We start from the raw sequence: 17,121 nt of genomic DNA, 5'->3' as shown, positions 1-17,121 counted from the left end.
GCGGAGCGGTTCGTGGCCTCGTTGGCGGAGGCGTGGGTGCGTGGGGTGGCGGTGGACTGGACGCGGGTCCTGGCCGGTCGGGGAGGCCGCGTCGTCGACCTACCGACGTACGCCTTCCAACACCGCCCGTACTGGTTCGAGTCCACGGCACCGCAGCTCGCCGCGGCGAGTGGGACGGCAGAGGACTCGGTGGACGCCGAGTTCTGGGCCGCCGTCGAGGGCCAGGACCTCCAGGCGCTGACCGGTGCACTCGAACTCGCCGAAGAGGACGGGCGGGAGGCGCTGGCGCAGGCGCTGCCCGTGCTCTCCGCCTGGCGTCGCGGGCAGCGTGCCTCCGCGACCGTCGACTCCTGGCGCTACCGCATCGCCTGGCGGCCGACCGCCGACCGTGCCGCCGGTACGCTCGGCGGCACCTGGCTGGTCGCCGTGCCCGCCGGCCACGCCGACTCCGAGCTCGTCCAGGTCTGCCTGGACGGGCTGGCCGAACACGGTGCCGTGCCCGTACCTCTCTTCGTCGACGCCGGCGACACGGACCGGGAACGCCTGGCCGCCCTCATGACCGAGGCGGCCCGGCACAGTGGCGCCGACGAGTTCAACGGCATCCTCTCGTTCCTCGCCCTGGACGAACAACCGCACCCCGCGCAGCCGGGACTCGCGGCGGGCCTGGTGGCGGGCCTCGCGCTGATCCAGGCGTGCGCCGACACGGGGCTGCGGGTTCCGCTGTGGCTCGCCACCAGCGGCGCGGTCACCACCGGTGACGCCGATCCGCTGCGCAACCCCGTGCAGAACGGCACCTGGGGCATGGGCCGGGTCGCCGCACTGGAACACCCGGAGTTCTGGGGCGGGCTCGTCGACCTCCCGGAGACGCCCGACGACCGTACGGCCGCCCGGCTGTGCGGAATACTCGCCGATTCCGATGCCGATGCCGAGGACCAGCTCGCCGTCCGCCGGACCGCGATCCTCGTACGGCGCCTGGTCCGCACGCCTGCCGGCGCCGCACGCGGCGGCGTCCGCAGCTGGACCTCGCGCGGCACGGCGCTGATCACCGGTGGCACCGGTGGACTGGGCGGGCACACGGCTCGCTGGCTCGCCCGCAACGGCGCCGAGCACCTGGTACTGGTCAGCCGCAGGGGGTCCGACGCGCCCGGCGCGGCAGAACTGGAAACGGAGCTGCGGGCGTTGGGCGCCCGCGTCACCATCGCCGCCTGCGACATCGCCGACCGGGACGCCCTGGCCTCGCTCGTGGAGGAAGTGGAGGCCCACGGGCCTCCGATCCGCACGGTCGTGCACACCGCGGGTGTCGGCATCCTCGTACCGCTGGCCACGACCACCCTGCAGGAGTTCGCCGACGGCGCGGAGGCCAAGCTCTCGGGCGTCGCGAACCTCGACGCGATCTTCGCCGACGACCGGCTGGACGCGTTCGTCGTGTTCTCCTCGGTCGCAGGAGTCTGGGGCAGCGGCGACCACGGGGCCTACGCTGCGGCCAACGCGTATGCCGACGCGGTGGCCGAGCAGCGCCGGGCACGCGGTCTGGCCGGCACCTCGATCGCCTGGGGCATCTGGAGCGACGAGGCCGGCGGTATGGGCCTCGATGTCGTTCAGGAGCAACTGCGCTGGCGCGGCATCCCGTTCATGGATCCCACACTCGCCGTCGCCGCCCTGCAGATGGTCCTCGACCTGCACGAGTGCTTCATCTCCGTGGCCGACATCGATTGGGAGCGCTTCGTCCCCGTCTTCACCGCGGCCCGCCCGCGCCCGCTGCTCACGGAGGTGCCCGAGGTCGCGGAGCTGCTGCGTGCCGAGGAGGACCGTCTGCGGCAGGACGCGCCGGACACGCAGAGCGCCGGACTCCTCTCCCGGCTGCGCGGCCTGTCCGCCGACGACCAGGAGCAGGCCGTCCTGGACCTGGTCCGAGGCCAGGTCGCGGGCGTGCTCGGGCACAGCAGCCCGCACAGTGTCGAAACCGGCCGTGCCTTCCGGGAACTGGGCTTCGACTCCCTCACCTCGGTCGAACTGCGCAACCGGCTGAACGCCGCGACGGGAATGCGGCTGCCCGTCACCGTCATCTTCGACCGGCCCACGGTCACCGCGCTCGCCCGGCACATCCGCGAGGAACTCCTCGGTTCCTCCGACAGCCTCCCCGCCCCGGCCGCCGCACCGGCCCCGTCCGGTGCCGCGGCGCCCGCCGACGACGACCCCATCGCCATCGTCTCGATGAGCTGCCGCTACCCGGGCGGCGCCAACAGCCCCGAGGAGTTGTGGCAGATCCTCGCCGAAGGCCGCGACGTCATCGACGACTTTCCCGACGACCGTTCGTGGGACCTCGACGCCCTCTACGATCCCGACCCGGACCGTGAGGGCACCTGCTACGCACGCCAGGGCGGCTTCGTCTACGACGCAGGCGACTTCGACCCCGCGTTCTTCGGCATCTCACCGCGCGAAGCCGTCGCCATGGACCCGCAGCAGCGGCTGCTGCTGGAGACATCCTGGGAGGCTGTCGAACGGGCCGGGCTGCTCCCCGAGAGCCTGCGCGGCACACCCGTCGGCGTCTACGTCGGCGCCGCCAACCAGGGCTTCGGCGGGCTGGACGGCCTGCCCGAAGGCGTCGAGGGCCACATCGTCACCGGCAGCGCCACCAGCGTCCTGTCCGGCCGCATCGCCTACACCCTCGGCCTCGAGGGCAGTGCGGTGACCGTGGACACCGCGTGCTCGTCGTCCCTGGTCGCCCTGCACATGGCGGTCCAGGCGCTGCGCTCCGGCGAGTGCTCCATGGCCCTCGCGGGCGGTGTCGCGGTGATGGTGGAACCCATCGGATTCATCGGCTTCGCCCGCACACGCGGCGTCGCCCGCGACGGCCGGTCCAAGGCGTTCGCCGAAGCGGCCGACGGCATGGGCCTGGCCGAAGGCGCCGGCATGGTCCTCCTGGAGCGGCTGTCGGACGCCAGGCGCAACGGTCACCCCGTCCTCGCCGTCATCCGCTCCACCGCGCTCAACCAGGACGGCGCCAGCAACGGGCTCAGCGCCCCCAGAGGCCCCGCACAGCAGCAGGTCATCCGCGCCGCCCTCACCAAGGCCGGACTGTCCACGGCGGACGTGGACGCGGTGGAGGCCCACGGTACGGGGACGACCCTCGGTGATCCGATCGAGGCGCAGGCGCTGCTCGCGACCTACGGTCGGGGTCGTGATCCGGAGCGCCCGTTGTGGCTCGGTTCGGTGAAGTCGAACATCGGTCATACGCAGGCCGCTTCCGGTGTGGCGGGTGTGATGAAGATGGTGCTGGCGATGCAGCACGGTGTGCTCCCGCGGACCCTGCACGTGGACGAGCCGACCCCGCACGTCGACTGGTCGGCGGGCGCGGTGTCCCTGCTGACCGAGCCCGTGGAGTGGCCGGGCGTCGAGGGGCGTCCGCGTCGGGCGGGTGTGTCGTCCTTCGGCGTGAGCGGGACGAATGCGCATGTGGTGTTGGAGGAGGCGCCGGCTGTCTCGGGGTCTGTGGGGTCTGGGTCTGTGGGGTCTGTGGGGTCTGTGGGTTCTGGGGGGCCGGTTGGGGTTTTCGGGGTGGGTGGTGTGGTGCCGTGGGTGGTGTCGGGTCGTGGTCGGGAGGGTTTGGCGGGGCAGGCGGGTCGGTTGGCCGCGTTCGCGGAGTCGGTGGGTGAGGGTGTGCGGCCGGTGGATGTCGCCTGGTCGTTGGCGGCGACTCGGAGTGTGTTCGAGGACCGGGCGGTGGTGGTCGGTTCTGGGATGAGTGAAGTGGTGTCCGGGTTGTCCGGGTTGGCGTCGGGTGCGGTGAGTGCGTCGGGCTCGGTGCGGGGTGCTGTGTCGGCGGGTGCTGACCGGGTGGTGTTTGTGTTTCCGGGGCAGGGGGCGCAGTGGGTTGGTATGGGGCGGGAGTTGTGGGGGGAGTCGGCTGTTTTTGCGGCGTCGATGGAGGCGTGTGAGCGGGCGTTGGCGCCGTTTGTGGGGTGGTCGTTGAGTGAGGTGGTGCGGGGTGGGGGTGAGTTGTCGGAGGTTGATGTGGTGCAGCCGGTGTCGTGGGCGGTGATGGTGTCGTTGGCTGCGGTGTGGCGGGCGTGTGGTGTGTGTCCGTCGGTGGTGGTGGGTCATTCGCAGGGGGAGATTGCTGCTGCGGTGGTGGCGGGTGGTCTGTCGTTGGAGGACGGTGCGCGGGTGGTGGCGTTGCGGTCGCGTGCGTTGCGGGCGATTGCGGGTGGTGGGGGGATGGTGTCGTTGGGGTTGTCGTTGGAGGGGGTGGAGGATCTGCTTGCGGCTGGGTGGGTGGGTCGTGTGGGTGTTGCTGCGGTGAATGGTCCGTCGTCGGTGGTGGTGGCGGGGGATGCGGATGCGTTGGAGGAGTTGGTCGGTCATTGTGAGGGGGTGGGTGTTCGGGCGCGTCGTGTGCCGGTGGATTATGCGTCGCATTCGTGGCATGTGGAGGCGATCGAGGAGGAGTTGGGGCGGGTGTTGGCGCCTGTCGGTCCGCGGCCGGGTGAGGTGGCGTTCTTCTCGACGGTGGAGGCCGATTGGGTGGACACGGCTCGGTTGGACGGTGGGTATTGGTATCGGAATCTGCGGGGGCGGGTTCGTTTCGCTGATGCGGTGAGGGGTCTGGTCGAGCAGGGGTGTTCGGCGTTCGTGGAGGTGGGTCCGCATCCGGTGTTGGGGATGGCGGTGCAGGAGGTTGCGCCGGATGCGGTGGTGGTGGGGACGTTGCGTCGGGATCGGGGTGGTGCGGAGCGGTTCGTGGCCTCGTTGGCGGAGGCGTGGGTGCGTGGGGTGGCGGTGGACTGGACGCGGGTCCTGGCCGGTCGGGGAGGCCGCGTCGTCGACCTACCGACGTACGCCTTCCAACACCGGCGGTACTGGTTGGAGAGGGCGACGGCTGCTGGTGCGGGGTCGGCTTCGGGTGTGGTGGTGGATGCCGGGTTCTGGGAGGCGGTGGAGCGGGGTGATGTGACGTCGCTGGCGGGTGAGCTGCGGTTGGCGGACAGCGAGTCGTTGGCGGAGGTTCTTCCGGCGCTGTCGCGGTGGCGTCGGGGTGAAGTGGCCCGGTCGGCGGTCGAGGGCTGGCGGTACAAGGTGGTGTGGAAGCCGGTCGGGCGGCGGTCCGGGCCGGTCGTGCTGGGCGGTACCTGGTTGCTGGTCGTGAGTGAGTCGTGGGACGACACCGCGGGCCTGGTCACCGACGTCACCGACGCCCTCACCCGCCACGGCGCCCACGTCACCACCGTGCGCGTGGCGGCAGGCACCGACCGCGCAGCCCTCGCCGCCCTGCTCGGCAGCACGGTGAACTCCGGGGACCGGTCCGTGGAACCGGTGGGGATCCTGTCCCTGCTGGCCCTGGACGAGTCGCCCTGCGACGACGGCGGCGCGCTGTCCGGCGGGCTGGCCCTCACCGCCGCGTTGCTTCAGGCGCTCGGGGACGCAGGGATCCCGGCGCCGCTGTGGATCGCCACGCGGGGCGCCGTGTCCACGGGCCGTGCCGACCCGCTCACCGCGCCGGTGCAGGCACAGGCATGGGGGCTCGGACGGATCGCGGCGCTGGAGTACCCGCAGCGCTTCGGCGGTCTGGTCGATCTGCCGCAGGAACTGGACGAGCGGACCGGTGCACGCCTCGTGGCCGCACTGTCGGGGACGCTGGACGACGACCAACTGGCCGTCCGCGGAACCGGCCTCTTCGTGCGTCGTCTGACACGGGCCGAGAGGCCCGGCTCCGCGCCCTCGACATGGAGGCCGGACGGCACCGTGCTCGTCACCGGTGGCACCGGCGGCGTCGGCGCCCACGTGGCGCGCAGGCTGGCCCGCAACGGTGCCGGGCAGCTGCTGCTGGTGAGCCGCAGAGGACCGGACGCGCCCGGTGCGGCCGCGCTGGAGGCGGAGCTGACGGCGCTCGGCGCCCGCGTCAACGTGGCGGCGTGCGACGTCGCGGACCGTGACCAGGTGGCCGCGCTGCTGGCAGCCGTGCCGGAGGACCAGCCGCTCACCGCGGTCGTGCACGCGGCCGGCGTCCTGGACGACGGCATGCTCGACGGTCTCACCCCGGAGCGCGCCGAGGCGGTCCTGCGGCCGAAGACGGCCGCCGCATGGCACCTGCACGAGCTGACCCGCGACCTCGGACTGTCGGCGTTCGTGCTGTTCTCGTCGCTCGCGGGCACCCTCGGCGGTCCCGGCCAGGGCAGTTATGCCGCTGCCAACGCCTTCCTCGACGCGCTCTCCCGCCGTCGGCACGCCGACGGACTGCCGTCGACGGCGATCGCATGGGGGGCGTGGGGCGGCGGCGGTCTCGCCGCCGGCGAGACGGGGGAGCGGCTGGCCCGTTCGGGCATGCCCGCCATGGATCCCGAGACGGCACTGACCGCGCTCGAACAGGCCGTCCTCAGCGGGGAACCGGTGCTGGCGGTGGCCGACGTCCGATGGGAGACCTACGCGTTCGCCCACGCCGACCGGCCCGTCCCGGCGCTCGCCGACCTGCCCGAGGTACGGGAAGCCTGCGACGCCCGGCAGACGTCCGGTGCGGCCGGCGGGGACGGCAACGCGGTCACGGCCCGGCTCGCCGGGCTGCCGCACGAGGACCAGCGCCGGGAACTGCTCACCCTGGTGCGGACGTTGGCGGCCGCGGCACTCGGCTACTCCGGTTCGGAGGAGATCGACGAGGAGCGGGCCTTCCGCGACCTCGGTTTCGACTCGCTCACCGCGGTCGCCCTGCGGAACACCATCACCGAGACGACCGGACTGCGGCTGCCGGTGACGCTGGTCTTCGACCACCCGACGGCGACCGCGCTCGCCGAGCGACTGCACCATGACCTGTTCGGCGCGGCCCTGGCGACCGTGGAGCCGACCCGGTCGGCCGTGTCCGGCGCGTCCGCGGCCGACGACGACCCCGTCGTCGTCGTGGCGATGAGCTGCCGGTACCCCGGCGGGGCGAGCAGCCCCGAGGACCTGTGGCGGCTGCTGGTGCGGGGCGGCGACGCGGTGTCGGCGTTCCCGGAGGACCGCGGCTGGGATCTCGAGGGCGCCTACGACCCCGACCCCGACCGGCCGGGCACCTTCTACGCCCGCGGCGGCGGATTCCTGTACGACGCCCACCACTTCGACCCGGAGTTCTTCGGGATGAGCCCGAGGGAGGCCCTGGCCGTCGACCCGCAGCAGCGGCTGCTGCTGGAGACGTCGTGGGAGGCGTTCGAGCGGGCCGGGATCGACCCGGGCGCGCTGCGCGGCAGCCGGACCGGGGTGTTCGTCGGGTCGAACTACCACGACTACGGCTCCCGGTTGCAGCACGCGCCCAAGGACTTCGAGGGCTACCTCGCCACCGGCAGCGCCGGAAGTGTGGCCTCGGGACGCATCTCCTACACCTTCGGGCTGGAGGGCCCGGCCGTCACCGTCGACACCGCCTGCTCCTCGTCCCTGGTCGCGCTGCACATGGCCGCCCAGGCGCTGCGGACGGGCGAGTGCACCATGGCGCTGGCCGGCGGTGTCACCGTGATCTCCTCGCTGGACACCTTCATCGAGTTCAGCAGGCAGCGGGCGCTGTCGGCGGACGGGCGCTGCAAGGCGTTCTCCGACGACGCCGACGGCGCCGGCTGGGCCGAGGGCGTCGGTATGGTGCTCCTGGAGCGGCTGTCCGACGCCCGCCGCAACGGCCACCCGGTGCTGGCGGTGCTCGCCGGTTCCGCCGTGAACCAGGACGGCGCCAGCAACGGCCTGACCGCGCCGAGCGGGCCCGCGCAGCAGAGGGTCATCCGGCAGGCGCTGGATGCGGCCGGTCTGTCCCCGGCCGACGTGGACGCCGTCGAGGCACACGGCACCGGCACCCGGCTCGGCGACCCCATCGAGGCGCAGGCACTGATGGCCACCTACGGGCAGGACCGGCCGGCGGACCGGCCGCTGCACGTCGGCGCCCTCAAGTCCAACCTCGGGCACACCCAGGCCGCCGCCGGTGTCGGGGGCGTCATCAAGACCGTCCTGGCGATGCGGCACGGGCTGCTGCCGCGCACCCTGCACGCCCACCGGCCGTCGACGCGGATCGACTGGAGCGGGGGTGCGGTGGCGCTGCTCAGCGAGCCCGTGGAATGGCCGGGCCGCGAGGGACGTCCGCGCCGCGCCGGTGTGTCGGCGTTCGGCATCAGCGGTACCAACGCCCACGTCATCCTGCAGGAGCCGCCCGCCGAGACGCCGGCCGTCACCGGCACCGGCGGCACCGGCCTGCCGGTCGACGCGACCCCGGCAGGACCGCGGGCACGTCCGGCCGACCTGCCGGGGGACCCCGCCGGCACCGCGGTCCCGCCGGAGGGGGCGAACGTCCCCGTGGCCCCGGGGGAACTGGTCCCCTGGGTGCTCTCCGGCCGCAGCGGCGACGCGCTGCGTGCCCAGGCCGCCCGCCTGCTGGCCCATCTGCGGGACGGAGAGCGGCGGGACGGGGCGACCAGCCTCGACATCGCCCACGCCCTGGCCACCGGCCGCGCCGCGTTCGAACACCGGGCCGTCCTCGTCGGCCGCGACGAGGACGAACTGCTGTCCGCGCTGCGGGCGTTGACCGAAGGCAGAGAGGCACCCGGCGTGCTGCGCGGCGTGCGGCGCCGCGGCGGACGCACCGCCTTCCTCTTCAGCGGCCAGGGCAGCCAGCGCCCCGGCATGGGCCGCGAGCTGTACGCCGCCCACCCGGTCTTCGCCGACGCCCTCGACGCTGTCTGCGCCGAGCTGGACCGGGAACTGCAACGCCCTCTGAAGGAGGTGCTGTTCGCTGACGCCGGCACTCCCACCGCCGCGCTCCTGGACCGCACCGCCTACACCCAGGCGGGCCTGTTCGCCCTGCAAGTGGCCCAGTTCCGGCTGCTCGAACACTGGGGGGTGCACCCCGACGTCGTCGTCGGCCACTCCATCGGCGAACTCGCCGCCGCCCACGTGGCCGGGATCCTCGACCTCGCCGACGCCAGCCGCCTGGTCGCCGCCCGCGGCAGGCTGATGGAGGACCTGCCCGAGGGCGGTGCGATGCTGTCCGTGCGGGCGTGCGAGGCGGACGTCCTGGAAGCACTGCGGACCTACGAGGACCGGGTGACCGTCGCCGCCGTCAACGGCCCCGAGTCCGTGGTGGTCTCCGGCGACGAGGAGGCCGTCGAAGAACTCGCCGAGGCGTGGCGCGAGGCGGGGCTGCGCACCAGGCGCCTGACCGTCTCCCACGCCTTCCACTCACCGCGCATGGAGCCCGTGCAGGCGCCCTTCGCGGCCGTCGCCCGCGGCCTCGCCTACACCGCCCCGGCCGTACCCGTCGTCAGCGACCTGACCGGCGCACTCGCCCGTCCCGGCGAGTTGGAGACCGCGGACTACTGGGTGCGCCACGTGCGGGGCACGGTCCGCTTCGCCGACGCCCTCGCCACCCTGGAGCACCAGGGCGTCACGGCGTACGTCGAACTCGGCCCCGACGGTGTGCTCACCGCCATGGCCCGCGACTGCCTCACCGACCCGGACGCCGCCGTCGTCACGCCGCTGCTGCGACGCGACCGGCCCGAGGACGCCGCCGTCACCACCGCCCTGGCCACCCTGCACGTCCACGGCATCGGCCCCGACTGGGCCGGATACTTCGCCGACCGCCCGGTCCAGCGGGCCGAACTGCCCACGTACGCCTTCCAGCGGGCCCGCTACTGGCTCGAAGCAGACCCGGTGCAACCCGACCTCGCCGCGGCCGGGCTCGCCGCCGGAGACCACCCGCTGCTCGCGGCGGGCACCGCGCTCGCCGGCGGCGACGGCTACCTGCTGACCGGGCGGCTGTCGCTCAGCAGCCACCCCTGGCTCGCCGACCACGCCGTGTCCGGCACGGCCGTCCTGCCCGGCACCGCGTTCCTGGAGCTGGCCCTGCTCGCCGCCGAACGGATCGGCTGCCCCACCGTCGACGAACTCACCCTGGAGACACCGCTCGTCCTGCCCGACCAGGGTGCCGTCCACCTCCAGGTCACCGTCGGCGAACCCGGTGAGGACGGCACGCGCCCGGTCAGCGTGCACTCCCGGCCCGACGACGCCGCGGACGACGAGACGTGGACCCGGCACGCCGTCGGCCGGCTCGTCCCGGCCACGGCAGACGACGACGGCGCGCCGTTCGAGGCATGGCCCCCGCCGGGCGCCGAGGCGGTCACCGTGGACGGCCTGTACGACCGCTTCGCGGAGGGCGGTTTCGCCTACGGCCCGGCCTTCCGGGGGCTGACCGCCGCGTGGCGGCTCGGCGAGGAGGTGTACGCAGAGGTCGAGCCGCCCGCCGGGATCGCCGCCGACACGACCCGCTACGGGCTGCACCCGGCACTGCTGGACGCCGCTGTGCAGACCGTCGGCCTGACCGCCGCGGCCGGCACCGCAGTCATGCCGTTCAGCTGGACCGGTGTCCGCCTGCACACGCCCGGAGCCGACGCGCTGCGGGTGCGGCTCACCCCCTCCGGCCCGGACGCCGTGACCCTCCGCGTCACCACGGCCGACGGGCGGCCCGTCGCCACGGTCGCCGGGTTGACGCTGCGCCCGCCGGCCGACCTCGGCCGACTCGGGGACCGGCGCGCTGCCGCCCGCCATCTGCACACCGTGGACTGGGTGACGCCGGCCGCGGCCCCGGCCCGTGTCGACGGTGGCTGGGGCGTCCTGAACGGCGACGCCGACCCCGGCCTCGCCGCCGCTGTGTCGGCTGCCGGGCTCGCCGCCGTCCACCATCCGGATGCGGCCTCCCTGGCCCGCTCCGTCGCCGTCGGCGACGGAGCGGCACCCGCCACGGTGCTGGCCGCCGTACCGGGCCTCCCGGACACCGCGGACCCCCTGCCCTGCGCCGCCACGGCCGACGCCGTGCGCCGCGTCACCGGGCACGTCCTGCGGCTGCTGCAGGACTGGCTCGCCGAGGACCGGTTCGACGCCACCCGGCTGGTGCTGGTCACCCGGCACGCCATGACCGTGCACGACGGCGACCGGGCGCCCGACCCGGTGGCCGCCGCCGTGTGGGGCCTGGTGCGCACGGCGCAGTCCGAGAACCCGGGCCGGTTCCTGCTGCTCGACTGGGACGGCGCGCAGGAGTCCCACGCGGCCCTGCCCGCCGCGCTCGGCCACGACGAACCGCAGGTCGCCCTGCGCAAGGGCGAGCTGCGGGTGCCGCGGCTCGTCAGGGCGAACCTGAACCGGACCGCCGAAGGGGGAGCGGGCACACTGCTCGACCCCGACGGCACCGTTCTCGTCACCGGCGCCACCGGAGCGCTGGGCGGACTCGCCGCGCGGCACCTCGTCGCCCGGCACGGAGCCCGGCACCTCCTGCTCGTCGGCCGCCGCGGACCGGATGCCCCGGGTGCCCGGGAACTCGTCGAGGAACTGACCGGTCTCGGGGCCCGGGCCGAACTGGTCGCCTGCGACACCTCCGACCGGGCCGCGCTGGCCGCGCTGCTCGCCGCGATCCCCGCCGACCGTCCGCTGACCGCCGTCGTCCACACGGCGGGTGTCCTCGCCGACGGGGTGATCGGCTCCCTCACCGGGGAACACCTCGACACCGTGCTCGCCGCGAAGGTCGACACCGCCCTGCACCTGCACGAGCTGACCCGGGACACCGAGTTGCGGGCCTTCGTCGTGTACTCCTCGCTGGCCGGGGTCCTCGGCGGCGCGGGACAGGGCAACTACGCGGCGGCCAACGCCTTCCTGGACGCCTTCGCCCGGCAACGACGCGCCCAGGGCCTGCCCGCGCAGTCGCTGGCGTGGGGCCTGTGGGAGGAGCGGTCGGCGATGACCGGCAAGCTGGACCGTGCCGACCTGCGGCGCATGGCGCGCGGCGGCGTGGTACCGATGCCGTCCGAGCAGGCCCTGGCGCTGTTCGACGCCGCCGTCGCCACCGACCGCGCGGTGCTGGTCCCGGCCCGCTTCGACACCGCCGGGCTGCGCAGCCCCGACGGTGAGGTTCCGCCCCTGCTGCGGTCCCTCGTCCGGCCGGCCCCCGGCCGCCGCAACGGCACCGCCGCCGCGGACAGCACCGGTGCGGCGGAGCGCCTGCGGCAGAGCCTCGCCGAACTCGGCGCCGGGGCACGGCTCACCCTGCTCGCCGATCTCGTCCGCGACCAGGCGGCGGCGGTGCTCGGTTACGCCGACTCCGACGCCGTGGACACCGAACGCGGCTTCCTGGAAATGGGCTTCGACTCGCTGACCGCCGTCGAACTCCGCAACCGGCTCACCACCGCCACCGGACTGCGGCTGCCGGCCACCCTGCTGTTCGACTACCCCACGCCTCTCGGCCTGGCCCGGCACCTGTGCGAGGAGACCGCGCCGTGGGCCACCGCCCGGGTACAGCCGGTCCTCGCCGAACTCGACCGCCTGGAAGGCATGGTCGAGGAGATCACCGCCGACGAGTCGGTCCGCTCGGCCCTGGCCGGCCGGCTGCGCGGCCTGCTGACCCGCCTGGACGGTCAGGTCGAGACGGTCGGCGCCGGAAGCGGCGGAGACGGGACGGCCGCGGAGCCGGCAGTGGCCGTCGAGGAGCGCCTGGAGGCGGCCAGCGACGACGACCTCTTCGACTTCATCGACAAGCAGTTCGGGTCGTCATGACAGGCACGTCGGCACGTTTCCCACCCCAGTCGGAAGAGAGCGAGACCGTGCCGGATCGAGTGCTGAACATCGGAGTCGTCGGCTGCGCCGCCATCGCCCGGCGCGCCGTGATTCCCGCGCTGGCGGCCGAGCCCTCGGTGCGGCTGGTGGCCGTGGCCAGCCGCAGTCGCGGCAAGGCCGAGGCCGTCGCCCGGCGGTTCGGCTGCGAGGCGGTCACCGGTTACGCCGACCTGCTGGCCCGCGACGACATCGACGCCGTCTACGTGCCCCTGCCGCCCGCACTGCACGCCGAATGGGTGGCCCGGGCGCTGGCGGCGGGCAAGCACGTCCTCGCCGAGAAGCCGTGCGTGACCGACCTGGCCCAGGCGGCGGAACTGGTCGCCGCCGCCCACGACGCCGGGCTGCTGCTGATGGAGAACTTCGCTTTCCTCCACCACGGCCAGCACGACGCCGTACGGGCCCTCGTCGAGGCCGGCGCCATCGGCGAGCCCCGCCATCTCAACGCCGAGTTCGCCTTCCCGCCGCTGCCCGTCGGCGACATCCGCCACACCCGGGCGCTGGGCGGCGGCGCGCTGTTCGACGCGGGCGTCTACACGCTGCGCGCGGCCACTGCGTACCTGGGGCCCGAGGTCACGGTCCACGGCGCGGTGCTGCGGGTCGATCCCGACACCGGGGTCGACATGGCGGGCGCGGCCCTCGTCGCCGATCAGGACGGCCGCACAGGGCAGCTCACGTTCGGCTTCGACCGGTCGTACCGGTGCGCCTGCACCCTCTGGGGCAGCGAGGGCAGCATCACTCTCGACCGTGCCTTCACGGCACCGCCCACCCTGCGTCCGGTGCTGCGGCTGGTGCGTCAGGACCACGTGGAGGAACGCACCCTCCCCGCGGGACACCAGTTCGCCGCGCTGGTCGCGCTGTTCGCCCGAACCGTGCTGGACGGGGGCGACTTCGAGGGGCCCGCGCAGGCCGTCCTGCGGCAGGCGGCACTGGTCGACGCGGTGCGCGAGGCCGCGGGCAGCGGGCCGGGGCGGGGTGCCATCTACTGAGAGGAGTGCCGTCTGCCGACCGGACGGACGCCCGAGCCGTCCGGTCGCGGAGGTCAGGCCGGGTGCTCCTGAGGGCCGTCGCCGCTGTCGCTTCCGGTGCCCGCCTCGACGAGGGCGAACGGTCCCGGGGCCGTTGCGCGGCCGTCGACGATGTCCCGGAGCTGGGAGCGGGCGGTGACCCCCAGCTTCGGGAAGCTCCGGTACAGATGGGATCCGACGGTGCGCGGGGAGAGCTGCAGCCGCTCCCCGATCTCCCGGTTGGTCAGCCCGCGGGCGGCGAGGCGCACGATCTGCCTCTGCTGCGGGGTGAGCGCGGGGAGCCTGTCCCGGGCGCTGCCGCTCTGGCGGATTCCGGCGGCCCGCAGCTCCGCCCGTGCGCGGGTGGCCCAGGGCTCGGCGCCCAGCCGTACGAACGTCTCCAGCGCGGCGGCCAGCAGCGGCCGGGCCCGCCCCGAGCGCAGCCGCCGGCGCAGCCATTCGCCGTACTCGAGTTGAGTCTGGGCGTGGCTGAACGGCCGCTCCTGCGACGACGGTTCGTCGAGCGCGGCTCGGAAGTGGTGCTCCGCCTCCTCGCCGCCCGACAGCAGCGCCCGGGCGCGGGCGAGCTGCGCCCGCTGCCGCGGCGAGGAGCCCGTCGCGCGCCCGGCGATCCGGTCCACGATCCTGCGGGCGCTCTCGTGCCGTCCGATGCGGACGGCGGCCGCGGCGAGGTCGGCCAGGCCGTAGCGGGAGACGTGGTAATGGACCTCGTCGCCGTCGGCCGTGAACATCGCCCGGAATTGGTCATAGGCGGTCTCGTGGTCGCCGTCCGCCCACGCGGCCGTCCCCAGCGCCCAGCGCGCCCGCACCGTCACGAACCGGTTCTGCCGTGCGGCGACGAGGTCCAGCGCCCGCAGGGCGGCGGCGCGCGCCGGCCCCGTCTCGCCCCGCAGCGCCAGCACGGCGGCGTCGAGGGCGGGCGGAGCCGCCGCCGTGTAGGGCGGATCGCTCTGCGCCGCCGCCCGTGCCGAGGCAGCCGCGACGCCCCGGCTCCGCGTCCACAGGCCGTACTCCAGGCAAGCCCACCCCTCGACGCAGCGCAGCCCGTCGGGCAAGGGCGACGGAGCCCCCGGGGGTCCGCCCATGGAGTCGAACAGTTCGAGGGCGAGCGCGTTCTCGTCGAGCAGCCAGGCCAGGGTCGCCGTCGCCGCCAGCAGTTGCGGTCCGGCTGTACCGGCGGACGCCAGCCGGCGCACACCGGCGAGCAGCCCGGCACGGTCCGCGGAGGGGTCGGTGGCGGTACGGATCCACAGGGAGGCGAGGTCGGGCTCGGGCCGCGGGCCGATGACCGCGGCGAGCCGGAGGAAGTCGTGGCGCAGTTCGTTCCGCTGCTCGGTGTCCCCGCTGTAGTAGCAGATCAGGGCAGCGGTGGCGAGCGCCTGAAGGGCGTTGCCGGGGTCGTGGGAGGCCAGGTCCCGCGCGGTGCGGATCAGCAGCGGGTAGGCTGCGGCGCGCCGCGGGGTGAGGGCGAGCGCCTGGCCGCGGTGGAGGGCGGCCCGGGCCAGCAGCACCGGGTCGTCGGAGAGCGTCCGGACCCGCTCGGTCAGATCCTCCACCCAGGCCGTCTGCTCGGTCGGCGCGGCCAGTCGGGCGGCCAGGGTGAGTCGGCGGGCGCGCTCGTGCCGGTCGGGGGTGAGGTCGGCGGCCCGTTGCAGCGCCAGTGCCGCCGAGACGAGACCGCCACGCCGTCCCGTCTGCCGTGCCGTACGCTCCATCTCACGGGCCACCGCCTCGTCCGGTCCGGTGCCTGCGGCCGCGAGATGCCAGGCCCGCCGGTCAGGGACGCCGCGCAGCACGGTGGCGCACCGCCGGTGCGCCGCCCGGCGCAGGGTGGGGGGCGCCGCGTGGTAGACGGCGGACCGGATCAACGGGTGGCAGAACCGTACGGCGGTGTGACGGGCGTCGATCAGGCCCGCCTCTTCGGCCGGCCGCCATACGTCCGGGGTCACGCCGGCCACGGCAGCGGTGTCCGTCGCCGCCAGCAGCAGGGCCTGCCGGGTGGCTTCGGGCAGGGTGGCCAGCCGGGTGGCGTAGCGCTGCATCAGACGGTCGGCCAGGGGCAGGGGCTCCACCGGCCACGGCGCTTGCCCGGGCTCCGACCGGGCGAACTCGATCAGGGCGAGCGGATTGCCCTGTGCCTCGTCCAGGACACGCGCCCGCAGCGGGCCTGCGCGGCGGAGCGGCTGCGCGTCCAGGAGCCGGCCTGCGGCGTCCGCGTCCAGGGGACCCACGTCCAGCACCGGGCAGCACCGCACGAACGAGGGCAGTGCCGCGCCGGTCCGGACCAGTCCCAGCAGGCCGATCCGCTCGCCCTCCAGCCGCCGCGCGACGAAGGCCAGTACGTCCAGGGAGTCCCGGTCCACCCAGTGGGCGTCCTCCACGACGATCAGCACCGGCCGGGACCGGGCCACGTGCGCGAGCAGGCCCAGCACGGCCACGCGCAGGATCAGCTGGTCCGGCTCGGCCTGACCGGCCGCCATGCCGAAGGCGCCCAGCAGCGCGTCGCACTGCCGCTGCGGCAGGACCGGTGCCTGGAGCAGCACCGGCCGCAGCACCTGGTGGAGGCCGGCGAACGCCATTTCGGACTCCGTCTCGCTGCCCTCGGCCCGCAGCACCCGTACCCCGGCCTCGCGCAGTCCGCCGACCTCGCTGTCGACCAGGGCGCTCTTGCCGATGCCGGGACCGCCGGTGACGACCAGCACGTGGCCTTCCTCACCGGGGTCTGTGACGAACCGGCGTATCCGGGCGGCCTCGGAGGCCCGGCCCACAAGGGCGCCGCCCGACAGCGTCGGAGTGGTCAAGAGCACCTCCCTGGTCTCGCTGCGCGGTGTCCGACAGCGAAGGACGCTAAGCCCGCACCCGTCGCGGCCCCGTACATCGCGCGCGGGCTCTAAGGAATCCCCTCGAACGTCGCACCGGGCACGAGGGGCGGCCGGCAGTGACCGAACCGACCACAGCTCGCGGGGTGCAGTCGGTCGACGGATGTGCCCGGCGGGCGGCGTGGTCCACACTGCGTACGGCGCGGCCGCATCCGCGGAGCGGACGGCTCCGCCAACGGATCCGCGGACCGCACCGGCGACCCGCGAGCTGCCCGGGGCGACCCGCCTCGATCCGCCCGCCTGCGATGCACTTCGTCCGGACACCACGGGGCGGCTGCCCCCTCCGGGCCCGGCCGCCCACCCCACCCGCTCCTCCCGCCCAGACCGCCTGCCCCCAGGAGGCCCCGTGGATGCGCAGTCCCTCCCCTTCGGCGCCTTCCTGGCCCGGCTGGAGGCGACCATTGCTTTCGGTCGGTTGCCGGCCCGCTTTCCCGGCCTCGCGCCCGCTCCGGACACCGTGCCGATCCGCCGCGACCGGATCGTCCTACGTGGCTGTCAGTCCCTGCCGACCGTCCTCAAAGGCTCGGAGGAGGCCGGAATTTGAAAATGCTACGACGACCGAAACATCACCATCGCGAGCCGGTGGAATGCATGGGCCGGCCGTGCTGTGAAAC

Annotated in this window: 4 protein-coding genes; 3 read left to right on the top strand and 1 reads right to left on the bottom strand. The window is 74.4% G+C overall.

The window, feature by feature from the left end; all coding sequences use genetic code 11:
• Window positions 1-12: 12 nt before the first annotated feature.
• Window positions 13-12,543, top strand: a complete 12,531-nt coding sequence (locus JS756_RS37365; protein ID WP_307791368.1) for a type I polyketide synthase — start codon at window positions 13-15, stop codon at window positions 12,541-12,543.
• A gap of 47 nt (window positions 12,544-12,590) precedes the next feature.
• Window positions 12,591-13,589 carry a Gfo/Idh/MocA family protein gene (locus JS756_RS33615; protein WP_307791366.1) on the top strand — a complete coding sequence of 333 codons (999 nt, stop codon included), beginning with the start codon at window positions 12,591-12,593 and terminating at the stop codon, window positions 13,587-13,589.
• A 53-nt stretch (window positions 13,590-13,642) separates the two neighbouring features.
• Here the strand turns inward: JS756_RS33615 and JS756_RS33610 are convergent, their stop codons facing one another.
• Window positions 13,643-16,429: an ATP-binding protein gene (locus tag JS756_RS33610; RefSeq protein ID WP_240204768.1), complete on the bottom strand. Its 2,787-nt coding sequence runs from the start codon at window positions 16,427-16,429 to the stop codon at window positions 13,643-13,645.
• A gap of 424 nt (window positions 16,430-16,853) precedes the next feature.
• Between JS756_RS33610 and JS756_RS33605 the strand changes: the two genes are divergently transcribed.
• On the top strand, window positions 16,854-17,051 hold the full coding sequence (locus JS756_RS33605; protein ID WP_205387061.1) for a hypothetical protein: 198 nt from the start codon (window positions 16,854-16,856) through the stop codon (window positions 17,049-17,051).
• Window positions 17,052-17,121 lie beyond the last annotated feature (70 nt).

Origin of the sequence: Streptomyces actuosus, from assembly GCF_016921115.1 — a bacterium.
In the GTDB taxonomy this organism is placed as follows: Bacteria; Actinomycetota; Actinomycetes; order Streptomycetales; family Streptomycetaceae; genus Streptomyces; species Streptomyces actuosus_A.
The sequence above is the reverse complement of the archived record's forward strand: the minus strand, read 5'-3'. Positions and strand labels throughout refer to the sequence as shown.